We start from the raw sequence: 11,095 nt of genomic DNA on the forward strand, positions 1-11,095 counted from the left end.
CAAGCCCATAAGGAGGGCCTACGAGGCATGGGTCGAGGCCGGACTTCCGCTCGATTGGGACAGGCAGGCCTTCGAGGCCGAGCGCAAAAAGGATTCTAAAAAACACCTTGCCAAATAGGAGCGTCAGGACGAAAGAAGCCCCCGCCGCGCGTAGCGCGCAGCGGGGGCTTCCGACATGTCCGAGGACGTTTTCAGAGCTTTACCCTGTAGGGTCCCGAGGGGATATGTCCGCTACTCAGCCATCTGAGCCTGGACGGCGGTGATGGCAACGACACCCACGATGTCGTCGGCAGAGCAGCCGCGCGAAAGGTCGTTGACCGGCTTGGCGATGCCCTGCAGGATGGGGCCGTAGGCGTCGGCGCCGGCGAAGCGCTGGACGAGCTTGTAGCCGATGTTGCCGGCCTCAAGGTCGGGGAACACCAGCACGTTGGCCTTGCCGGCAACGGAGGAGCCGGGAGCCTTGAGCTGGGCGACGGTGGGGACGATAGCGGCATCGAGCTGCAGGTCGCCATCGATGGCGAGCTCGGGAGCCTTCTCGTGGCAGAACTTTACGGCCTCCTGGACCTTCTTGGCGACCTCGCCGCCGGCGGAGCCCATGGTGGAGTAGGAGAGCATGGCCACGTGCGGCTCAACGTTGCCCATGAAGGTGGACCAGGAGTGAGCGGAGGCGATGGCGATCTCGGAGAGCTCGTCGGAGGACGGGTTGATGTTGAGGCCGCAGTCGGCGAAGATCAGCGTGCCGTCGGTGCCGAACTGCGGGGTGTCGGTGCACATCACGAAGAAGGCCGAGACCAGCTTGGTGCCCGGGGCGGTCTTGAGGATCTGCAGCGCGGGGCGCAGGGTGTCGGCGGTGGAGTGGCAGGCGCCGGAGACCAGGCCGTCGGCATCGCCCATCTTGACCATCATGGTGCCAAAGTAGGTAGCGTCCATCACCTGGGCGCGAGCCTGCTCGATGGTGACGCCCTTCTTGGCGCGGAGCTCGGCAAACTTCTGCGCGTACTCCTCGTGCTTCTCGGCATTGCGCGGATCGATGACGGTAGCGCCGGGAACGTTGATCTCGTCGGGGTTACCCAGGATGACGATCTTTGCCAGGCCCTCCTCGATGATCTTGGTGGCTGCGACGATGGTGCGCGGATCCTCGCCCTCGGGCAGGACGATCGTCTTAAGGTCGGCCTTGGCGGCAGACTTCATACGGTTTAGGAAATCGCTCATGTTACTCCTTACAAGCGTTTCGCTAAGCTCCAGGCGCCCGGCTGTTCACGAATAAACCCGCTGCTAGCGGGTTTACCTTTCAATTATGTTCGCCGCGGTGCTTGAGCTTTCCTTGTGTGGCAAGCTCATTATAGGACGCATTAGCGCTATAATCGCTCTGATAAATATGTCTCGAAGAATGTTCGAGAAAAGCCCAGCTAACGAGCCCGTGGCTTTTGACAAGGAGTATCGATGCAGATTACCTCAGGCCTGCCTGAAGGCTTTAACGCCGGCGCATACGACATGATTGTCGTCGGTGCCGGTTATGCCGGTGCCGTTTGTGCCCGCCGTCTCGCCGAGACCATCGGCTATCGTGTTGCCGTTCTGGAGCGCCGTAGCCACATTGCGGGTAACGCCTACGACTGCGCTGATGAGGCCGGAATCCTGGTCCACGAGTATGGTCCGCACATCTACCATACCTTTAATGAGCGCGTCCACAATTTCCTGTCGCGCTTTACCAAGTGGACGGACTACCAGCACAAGGTGCTTGCCAACATCAACGGCACCCTCATGCCCGTGCCTTTTAACCACGCGAGCCTCAAGCTCGCCTTTGGCGACGAGCGCGGCGAGGAGCTGTATCAGAAGCTCGTGGAGACCTTTGGCAAGGACGTCAAGGTGCCCATCATGGAGCTGCGCAAGAAGAACGACCCGGATCTTGCCGAGGTCGCCGATTACGTCTACGAGAACGTCTTTTTGCATTACACCATGAAGCAGTGGGGCCAGACGCCCGACCAGATCGATCCCTCGATCACCGGTCGCGTTCCCGTCTTTGTGGGCGACGATGACCGCTACTTCCCGCAGGCTCCCTTCCAGGGCATGCCGCAGGACGGCTATACCGCGCTGTTCGAGCACATGCTCGACCACGATCTGATTGATGTGTTCTGCGACGTGGACGCCCGCGATCTCTTCGAGATCGACGAGACCACCGTCAAGATCGACGGCAAGGTCTATGGCGGCGAGATCGTCTACACCGGTCCGCTCGACGAGCTGTTCAACCTCGACTTGGGCGCTCTGCCGTACCGTACGCTCGACATGAAGTTCGAGACGCTCGATATGGACCAGTTCCAGCCCGTGGGCACCGTCAACTACACCACGAGCGAGGATTACACGCGTATCACCGAGTTCAAGAACATGACCGGTCAGGTCCTGCCCGGCAAGACCACCATCATGAAGGAGTACTCCAAGGCCTATACGCCCGGCTCGGGCGAGACGCCGTACTACGCCATTCTGGAGCCCGAGAACCGTGAGCTCTATGAGTGCTATCTTGAGCGCGTTCAGAACCTGACGAACTTCCACCCGGTGGGTCGCCTGGCCGAGTATCGTTACTACGATATGGATGCCGTGACCAACTCCGCCCTCGATCTTTCGGATGAGATTATCGCCTGCCATGCATAAAGTCATATCATTCGGTATTCCCTCGTATAACGCCGCCAAGGACATGGACCATTGCATCACCTCCATTCTGGAGGGGAGCAATTACGCCACCGATATCGAGATCATCATCGTCGATGACGGTTCCAAGGACGAGACGGCGGCCAAGGCCGATGAGTGGGAGACGCGTTACCCCGGAATCATCCGCGCGGTGCATCAGGAGAACGGCGGCCACGGCATTGCCGTCCTTTCGGGCTTGCGCGAGGCACAGGGCACCTACTACAAAGTTGTCGACTCGGACGACTGGCTCGATGGCGCAGCCCTGTCGACCATGCTTTCGATCCTTCGCGGTTTTGAGGAGCGCGACCAGCGCGTCGACCTCTTTATCTCGAACTATGTGTACGAGAAGGTTTACGAGGGTACGCACACCGCTATTGGCTACAAGTTTGCCCTGCCGCGGAAAAAGATCTTTACCTGGGACCAGATTGGTCATTTCCGTCTGGACCAGAATCTGCTCATGCACAGCCTGTGCTATCGCACGGATGTGCTGCGCGCGTCCAATCTGCCTATGCCGCCGCACACGTTCTATGTAGACAACATCTACGCCTACGTGCCGCTACCGCGCTGCAAGACCATGTACTACGCCGACATCGACCTCTACCGCTACTTTATCGGCCGTGAGGGCCAAAGCGTCAACGAGGCCACGATGGTCAAGCGTCTGGACCAACAGTTTCGCGTGACGCGCATCATGATGGAGTCGTTCCACCTGTACAGCGATGTCGAGTCGTCGCGTCTGCGCTCGTACATGATGGGCTATTTCACCATGATGATGGCAATCTGCTCGGTGCTCACTAAGCTTTCCGACGAGGATTGTGCCGACGAGCGCCTGAAGACGTTGTGGAGTGATTTAAAGGCCTATGACGAGCGTATGTATCGTCGTGCACGCTACGGTGTGGTCGGCTTCTTCACCAACCTGCCCGGTCGGGCTGGTGACAAAACCACACTCGGCCTATACCGTCTTGCCTCAAAGATCTTCAAATTCAACTAGCTGCTGAGTAATCGCTGCTGATGGGTTGACTGGGCCCCTTGGCCTTTAGTTTGCTACTGCGAACAGTCCTGCTCGCACGGAAAGCACATTAAGTGCTTTCCGGCTCGTGCGGAACTTGTATCAAACTAAAGGCCAAGGGGCCTCTGCTATAAGAATCGATTGTCAGGCAGCTGAATTTTGAAGATCTTAGACGCGCGGTACACAGGGGCCTGGGCTGAAAAGAATTAGGTTGGAAGTCGGTCGGAGACGGGCGGGCATTACGTTTGTCGCGAGTTCCGCATGCAAAGAAGGCCACTTAATGTGGCCTTCGTCTTGCATAGGACTGTAGAGCAGCAAACGTAATGCCCGCCCGCCTCCGACCGACGGTCGAGTGAGATTACTTCGCGGCGCCGGGGATGCCGTGGGAGGTTTTGGCGCTTTTGGCTCCGTTTACGATGGCGGTCTGTAGGGCCCTTACGGCGAGCATGCCCAGCAGGTCTAGGGGAACGGCGGCGCTTGCCTGGGCTCCCAGTTTGCCGCTGGCGAGGGTGTAGATGGTGTCGCCGTCGTTGGTGGTGTGTGTGGGGCGGATGGCGTGCGCGTAGGCGTCTGCTGCCATCTGGGAGACCTTGGTGGCCTGGGCCTTGGTGAGCTCCACGTTGGTGACGATACAGCTGATGGTGGTGTTGGTGCGGTCGAGCGGCATCTGCATAGAGCCGGCGGCGGCAAAGGCGGCGAGCTCCATGTCGACGATCTGGTCGCTATCGGCTGCGGCGCGCATGCCGGCGACCCACTCGCCGGTGAAGGGGTCGACGACGTTGCCGCAGGCGTTGACCGAGACCACGGCGCCCACCTTGACGGGGCCGAGCGCCACGGCGGCAGCTCCGAGACCGGCCTTCATGCAGGTGGCGGGCCCCATGAGCTTTCCGACGGTGGCACCCGTGCCGGCACCTACATTGCCCTGCTCGAGCGTGGTGGGGGTGTTGTCGAGTGCCTCATGCACGGCGGCGATGCCGGCCTCTATGTCGGGGCGCACGGTGGGATCGCCAAAGGCGAGGTCGAAGATACAGCTGGAGCACACGATAGGCACCTGCGTGGGGCCGACGGGAAGGCCGATGCCGCGGCTCTCAAGCTCGCGAGCGACGCCGCTTGCAGCCTCGAGGCCAAAGGCCGATCCACCCGAAAGGCAGACGGCGTGGACCTTATCGACGGTGTTTTCGGGGCGCAGCAGGTCGGTCTCGCGCGAAGCGGGAGCGCCACCGCGTACGTCAACGCCACCGGTGGCACCCTCGGGCGCCACGATTACGGTGCAGCCGGTGCCAGCCTCCTCGTCCGTATAGTTGCCAAAGCAAAAGCCATCGACGTTGCAAACATCGATGGCTTCGAGCAGTGTGTCCATATTATCTCCTATCGGTTTTCCGCCGGGCCTTATGCCCGGTCGGGATCCGTACGGTACGGCAAAATTGTAGGCGCTGGGGGATACCCAGCGCCAGATGCAATTACGAGAGTTTTTGAATCGCGCGTGCGACGCGGGCGATGGGCAAGCCCACCACGTTGTAGAAGTCACCCGAAATGTCGTGCACGAGCATGCGGCCGCCTGTGCCCTGGATGCCGTAGGCTCCGGCCTTGTCCATGGGTTCGCCGGAGGCAACATAGCGCTTGATCTGCTCCTCGGTAAGCTCATAGAACGTCACGTCGGTCACATCGACAAACGACAGGCTCTCGGCGGCATGCGGAGCTGTAGCGTCGCCGGCTTTAACGATGCAGACGCCGGTCGCCACCTGGTGCGTGCGGCCCGAAAGCTCGCGGAGCATGGTGCGCGCCTCGTCCTCGTTTGCCGGCTTACCCAAAATCATGCCATCGAAGGTGACGATGGTATCGGCCGCGACGGTCAGTTCGTTGGGCTCGGCATGCTCGGCCGCGACGGCAGCAGCTTTGGCACGCGCCAAGCGCTCGACGAGCGTAAGCGGAGCTTCGCCATCAAAAGGCGTTTCATCGATGTCTGCGGGAATTACGCGAATGTTATAGCCCGCCTCGCGCATCAGCTCTATGCGGCGCGGCGATTGCGAAGCCAAAATCATAGTTGGATGCCCTCGGCGACCTTCTCGACGGCCTTTTCGCCGGCGAGCGTGCGCAGCAGCTCCAAGGCAAAGGGGAGTGACTGTGCCATGCCGCTAGCGGTGATGATATTGCCGTCTTGCGTGACCTTCTCGCCGGTATAGGTGCCCTCGGGGAAGCTCTTCTCAAAGCCGGGGAAGCACGTGGCGCGGCGTCCCTCGAGTAGACCAAGCTCGCCCAGGATAAACGGGGCGGCGCAGATGGCGGCAACGTGCTTGGTCGCGGCGAAATCGCAGACTACGTCGCAGACGCGCTGGTCGGCGCGCAGGTTGGTGGCACCGGGCAGGCCGCCGGGCAGCACGACGCAGTCGTACTCGTCAAAGTTGATTTCGTCAAAGAGCGCATCACAGGTTACGGGAATCTGCAGCGAGCTCACGACCTCGCGCGTGGGCATGATCGAGACGAGCGTGGCGCGCACGCCGCCGCGACGCATGACGTCGACCATGGTCAGGCATTCAATCGTTTCAAAGCCATCGGCGGCGAGAACGGCAACGCTGGGCATGAGAGTTCCTTTCGTAAGGCGGCATACAATTAGGCGTCTTATACCCCGAAGACATGCGCTTGCCACGCTCGATTTCCCAATGTTTAAAAAGGGACGGGGATTAAATAATCATTTGGTACAAATTGATTATTTAATCCCCGTCCCAGAAAAATCATCGGGCGTGGCCTTGGGCAAACAGTCTAGTTGCGCCTAAGGTGGACGACGGTCTCGCAGTGGAAGGTTTGTGGGAACAGGTCGACTGGCGTGATCTTTACGGGGAAGAAGGTGCCTTCTTCGACAAAGCGTTTGAGATCGCGCGCCAGGGTGGCCGGGTCGCAGCTCACGTAGGCGACATCGCGAGCACTCGTGCTGGCGATAAGGTCGATCGCCTCGGGGGCGAGGCCTGCGCGTGGCGGGTCGACCACCAAGACGTCGGCATCCTGGTCGGGGAACTCGCGCACCGCGTCTCCGCCAATGACGTCGACGTTATCAAGCTTGTTGATCTCCAGGTTACGGCGCAGGTCGCGCACGGCGGGGCCGTAGGCCTCGACGGCGGCGACAAAGTCGCAGCGGCGGGCGAGCGGCAGGGTAAAGGTGCCGGCACCACAGTACAGGTCCACGGCAAGCTCGTCTTCCTGCGGGTCGAGTGCTTCCATGACAAGCTCGATCAAAATCTCGGCACCCTTGGTGTTGACCTGGAAAAAAGACGGGGCAGACAAGCGCATCTGACCCTCGGCGATATTCTCGGTCCATGAGCCCTCTCCGGCGAGCATTTCGACCTTGGAGACACGGCGGGCCTTCTTTTCGCCCTTGCTCATCACGCGCACGATGCTCGTGGGGTGAGCGGCGTCCGCCAGCACGCGGGAGACCTGCGAGCGCGGAAAAGAGCCTGTGGGCGTCCAGAGTGCGACCTCGAGTGCCTTGGTGCGGCGTGATGCGCGAATGCCCACGCGTTCGAGCCCCAAGTCATGGCTGCCGCTTAGATAGTTGAGTGCGCCGACGACCGATTTGAGCGCCTTCGGGAAGCGCTTGTCGAACAGCGGGCACGTATCGACGGTCACGATTTTGCTGGGGTCGACACCGTGCATGCCAAGACGCACGCGACCGTTGACGACGGTCGGTTCGAGCTCGATTTTATTGCGGTAGCCCCAGTCGTCCTTGGTGTGGCAGATGGGCTGTACCAACTCATCGACCTGCTCAGGAGCGAACTTGCCGATGCGCTCGAGCGTGGAGCGCAGGTTTTGCTCCTTGGCGGCGAGCTGTGCCGTGCGTGAGAGATTGCCCCACGAGCAGCCGCCGCAGATGCCCACGAAGGGGCAGGGAGGCTGAATGCGATCGGGGCTTGGCTCCAGAATCTCGGTGGTGCGGGCACGCATGAACGACTTGCCGTCCTGTACGACCTCGGCCTCGACGGTGTCGCCTGCCACGGCGCCCTGCACAAAGACGGCCTTGCCGTTGTCGGCGTGCGCCAGCCCGTCGGCGCCGTAGGTCATCGATTCTATAGTGAGCTTCATATTCCTGCCTGTCATTCGCGTTGTTATTCGCACCATGGTAGCAGGGAAAAGCGCCCCGCATCCGAGGCTTTCCCCAAATGCGGGGCGCTTCTACAAACGACTATTTCGTCTTGCCGGTAATGAGCGTCTTTAGACCCAGGCCGATCAGGCCCAGGCCTATGCGCACGCGACCGGGGCGATGGCGCTCGATGGCCTTGGTCTTGCCGGCGGGCTTATCGCGACGGGCGCTCGTCTCGGGTGCGGGCTTGGTGACCTGCGGCTCGGGCTGAGGTGCAGGTGCAGGCTTGGGCTCAATGACGGTCGCCTGGACCTCTTGGACCTTGGGTGTGGCCGGCTGCGGCTCAGGAGCAGGGGCGGGCTTTGCCTCGGCGGCGGGCTCCGGAGTCGCAGTAGCGGCCTCGGGCGCTTTCTCCACGGCGGGCTCTGCGGCAGCCTCGGGCTCATTCACCGGGAGAGCGGCAACCGCTTCCGGTTTGGCAGCCGCCCCATGTTCAATCTCGTCCTGGATAACTTTTTCGGCCACACGTTCCTTCTCCTGTGCGCGCTGCTGCGCGGCGGCCTCGGCGTTGCGATACGCGCGCTCCAGCAGAGCTTCCTGCGAGTTGAAGGGTTTCTCGTCCTCTTTGCGCTCCACCGGAACCCAGGTGCCGTCACTCGTCAGGCTGCGTGCCTTCACGTTGTCGCGCAGCTGCATGCCCATGTACTCGTGCACCAGGGCGCGGCAGGTGGGGTCGAGCACGGGGAAGGCGATCTCCACGCGGTGCTCGGTGTTGCGCGTCATCATGTCTGCCGAGCTCAGGTAGATCATGTCCGAGTCCACGCCAAAGGCATAGACGCGCGCATGCTCCAAAAAACGTCCGACGATGGATCGCACGTGCACGTTCTCGGTCTTGCCCGGAACACCGGGCTTGAGGCACGAGATGCCGCGAATGATCATGTCCACGCGCACGCCGGCACACGATGCCTCGGCAATCTTGTCGATGACCTCGCGGTCGGTAAGCGAGTTGAGCTTAAAGAACACGCGGGCGGGCTCGCCGACAAGGGCGCGCTGAATCTCGCGGTCCAGGCCGCGCATGATGAGCGGCTTGAGGCCCACGGGCGCCACGCCCAGGAAGCGGTAGTCGCCGCGCAGGTTGCCCAGCGACAGGTTGCGGAAGAACAGGTTGGCGTCCTCGCCGATGCCGGGATGCGCGGTCATGAGCATAAAGTCGCTGTAGAGCTTGGCCGTCTTCTCGTTAAAGTTGCCGGTACCCAAAAGCGTCAGGCGGGTAAGCGCCATGCCCTCGCGATAGGTGAGCTGGCAGATCTTTGAGTGGCACTTAAAGCCCTCGGAGCCGTAGATAACGGTGCAGCCGGCCTCTTCCAGGCGCTCGGCCCATTCGATGTTGTTTTGCTCGTCAAAGCGGGCACGAAGCTCCATGAGCACCGTGACCTCTTTGCCGTTTTCGGCAGCATCGATGAGCGACTCGCACAGACGGCTCTGCTTTGCCACACGGTAGAGCGTGATGCGCAGCGAGATACACTCGGGGTCATAGGCTGCTTCGTGCACCAGGTCCAAGAACGGGTTCATTGCCTCGTAAGGGTAAAAGAGCAGCTTGTCGTGCTGCAGCACCTGCTCGCGGATGGAGCGGGCCATATCGATGGTGGGATTGGGCTGCGGCTTAAACGGCGTAAAGAGGAGCTCATTGCGCAGGTGCTCGGGAATCTTACCCTCAATGCCAAAGACGTAGCCAAGGTCAAGGGGGATATCGCAGGTAAAGACCGAGCGGCGAGAAAGCTCGAGCGCCTTGCGGATGGTCTTGAGCGTTGCCTTCTCGAGCGAGCCCGATACGGCGAGCACCACCGGCTGCAGGCGCAGGCGCTTCTTGAGGATGCGCTTCATGTGCTGGCGGTAATCCTCTTCCTCCTCGACGCCTTCGCCGTCCGGGTCGATATCGGCATTGCGGGTGACGCGGATCAGCGCGCGGTCCAGCGGCTTATAGGAGCCAAAGCAACTGTCCAGGCAGGCGAGGATGACGTCCTCGAGCAAGATGTAGGAGTAGGTGCCGGTGGGCGAGGGGATCTCGACCACGCGGTTCATCGAGGTGGGAATCTCGATAAGGCCCAGCAGGCTCTCCTCGTCGGTGACGCCGTCCAGGCCACAAGCCAGATAGAGTGCGCCGTTGCGCAGGTTGGGGAAGGGATGGCGCGGGTCAATGACCAACGGCGAGATGACCGGCGACACGTAGGCTTGGAAGTAGCGGGTTACGAAGGTGCGCTCCTCGGGCGTAAGCGAATCGATGCGGGCGCGGTGAACGCCCAGAGCGTCGAGCTTGTCCTCGATGCTCTTAAAGATGGACTCCCAACGGGTAAGGAGCCCGGGCAGCTCTGCCATGACAGCATCGACCTGTTCGGAGGCGGTCATATTGCTCTTGTTGTCGACAGGCTGTTTTTTGAGCTCTGCAAGATCGGACAGGCCGCCCACACGCACCATGAGAAACTCGTCGAGGTTAGACTCGAAAATCGACACGAACTTTAGACGCTCGAACAGCGGAACGGTCTCGTCGAAGGCTTCGTCAAGCACGCGGTTGTCAAAGCGCAGCCAGCTAAGCTCTCGGTTTTGCGTGTACGAGAAGTCGCGCGGCGGCTTGCGCAGCTTAGCGGCCTTTTGTTTCTTTTCGATTTTGCTCGGCATATGCATCTGTCCGTTCAGTCCCCGCAGGGGACGGTAGCCTAACTCTAATTCACTATTGTCTCAATTTAGTCGACCGCTGGCACGGACGTATCGCGTGAACGGTATCTTTACCTACTTCTTACGCTGACAAGCCGAAGCACTAACGTCCGGTGCTTTGAGCAAGCGATCTATATCCTCACTCAACTGGTGAGAATGTATGAATAAGAATGATAGCAAGCTGAATATAATCGAATGTAGGTCGAATCGAGGGCAAGCGTCATTTATATGCAGAAAACCGTTTTCACTATGCAATTTTGAATCATGGATAACTTTGAGTGTTCAAGCTTGATTTCCTAGAAAAATAACGTTTACCTAGGAAAATCTGCTTTACGAAACTGAAGTGCATCATGGGAAATCATATGCGATATACCGTTCATCGTACTTTGCTGACCGTTCGGGGGCGAGGTAGCATTACGAATGGAATTTGGATATAACTAGAGCTGTCAGCAAGCAGCGTCCCATATGGAGGGGCGCTGATACATTCGGCCAGTAAGGCCCGAAAGAAAGGTAGGAGGCCATGACGAAAGGTCTGCACGTGCCTTCCGAGATCGGCAAGCTCAGGAAGGTCTGCCTGCACCGTCCCGGCGACGAGCTCCTCAACCTGCCGCCCGACGAGCTCG

The 11,095-nt window shown here is 60.3% G+C and carries 8 protein-coding genes; 2 read left to right on the forward strand and 6 right to left on the reverse strand.

Annotated features, from left to right (window positions below; all coding sequences use genetic code 11):
• Positions 1-231 precede the first annotated feature (231 nt).
• Complete coding sequence (gene pta, locus AAAX73_RS09580; protein WP_055252341.1) at positions 232-1,212, reverse strand: phosphate acetyltransferase; 981 nt, start codon at positions 1,210-1,212, stop codon at positions 232-234.
• A gap of 231 nt (positions 1,213-1,443) precedes the next feature.
• Between pta and glf the strand changes: the two genes are divergently transcribed.
• Together glf and AAAX73_RS09590 are read left to right on the forward strand one after the other, a co-directional pair.
• Positions 1,444-2,646, forward strand: coding sequence for a UDP-galactopyranose mutase (glf, locus tag AAAX73_RS09585; protein ID WP_118081773.1), 1,203 nt, complete (start codon positions 1,444-1,446; stop codon positions 2,644-2,646).
• On the forward strand, positions 2,639-3,670 hold the full coding sequence (locus AAAX73_RS09590; RefSeq protein WP_349125767.1) for a glycosyltransferase family 2 protein: 1,032 nt from the start codon (positions 2,639-2,641) through the stop codon (positions 3,668-3,670). The genes glf and AAAX73_RS09590 overlap by 8 nt, the downstream gene beginning before the upstream one ends.
• Before the next feature lie 376 nt (positions 3,671-4,046).
• Here the strand turns inward: AAAX73_RS09590 and AAAX73_RS09595 are convergent, their stop codons facing one another.
• The 5 genes from AAAX73_RS09595 to ppk1 form a co-directional block, all read right to left on the reverse strand.
• The gene (locus AAAX73_RS09595; protein ID WP_055252338.1) at positions 4,047-5,048 is read right to left on the reverse strand and encodes a P1 family peptidase; all 1,002 of its coding nucleotides are present in this window, start codon (positions 5,046-5,048) and stop codon (positions 4,047-4,049) included.
• A 100-nt stretch (positions 5,049-5,148) separates the two neighbouring features.
• A complete protein-coding gene (locus AAAX73_RS09600; protein WP_055252337.1) occupies positions 5,149-5,730 on the reverse strand; it encodes a Maf family protein in 582 nt (193 codons plus the stop codon).
• Positions 5,727-6,269, reverse strand: a complete 543-nt coding sequence (locus AAAX73_RS09605; RefSeq protein WP_118081769.1) for a DJ-1 family glyoxalase III — start codon at positions 6,267-6,269, stop codon at positions 5,727-5,729. The genes AAAX73_RS09600 and AAAX73_RS09605 overlap by 4 nt, the downstream gene beginning before the upstream one ends.
• A gap of 179 nt (positions 6,270-6,448) precedes the next feature.
• Entirely contained in the window at positions 6,449-7,777 is a 1,329-nt protein-coding gene (gene rlmD / locus AAAX73_RS09610) for a 23S rRNA (uracil(1939)-C(5))-methyltransferase RlmD (protein WP_118081767.1), read from the reverse strand.
• 85 nt (positions 7,778-7,862) lie between these two features.
• The gene (ppk1, locus tag AAAX73_RS09615; RefSeq protein ID WP_349125768.1) at positions 7,863-10,436 is read right to left on the reverse strand and encodes a polyphosphate kinase 1; all 2,574 of its coding nucleotides are present in this window, start codon (positions 10,434-10,436) and stop codon (positions 7,863-7,865) included.
• Between the last annotated feature and the right edge of the window lie 659 nt (positions 10,437-11,095).

The sequence above is a fragment of the Collinsella sp. CLA-ER-H9 genome (genome assembly GCF_040092295.1).
Taxonomy (GTDB): Bacteria; Actinomycetota; Coriobacteriia; order Coriobacteriales; family Coriobacteriaceae; genus Collinsella.

Bases quoted from the DNA above. Each gene is read 5' to 3' on its own strand.
- AAAX73_RS09595 (WP_055252338.1), bottom strand. From the start codon at position 5,048: ATGGACACACTGCTCGAAGCCATCGATGTTTGCAACGTCGATGGCTTT.
- glf (WP_118081773.1), top strand. From the start codon at position 1,444: ATGCAGATTACCTCAGGCCTGCCTGAAGGCTTTAACGCCGGCGCATAC.
- AAAX73_RS09600 (WP_055252337.1), bottom strand. From the start codon at position 5,730: ATGATTTTGGCTTCGCAATCGCCGCGCCGCATAGAGCTGATGCGCGAG.
- AAAX73_RS09590 (WP_349125767.1), top strand. From the start codon at position 2,639: ATGCATAAAGTCATATCATTCGGTATTCCCTCGTATAACGCCGCCAAG.
- pta (WP_055252341.1), bottom strand. From the start codon at position 1,212: ATGAGCGATTTCCTAAACCGTATGAAGTCTGCCGCCAAGGCCGACCTT.
- rlmD (WP_118081767.1), bottom strand. From the start codon at position 7,777: ATGACAGGCAGGAATATGAAGCTCACTATAGAATCGATGACCTACGGC.
- AAAX73_RS09605 (WP_118081769.1), bottom strand. From the start codon at position 6,269: ATGCCCAGCGTTGCCGTTCTCGCCGCCGATGGCTTTGAAACGATTGAA.
- ppk1 (WP_349125768.1), bottom strand. From the start codon at position 10,436: ATGCCGAGCAAAATCGAAAAGAAACAAAAGGCCGCTAAGCTGCGCAAG.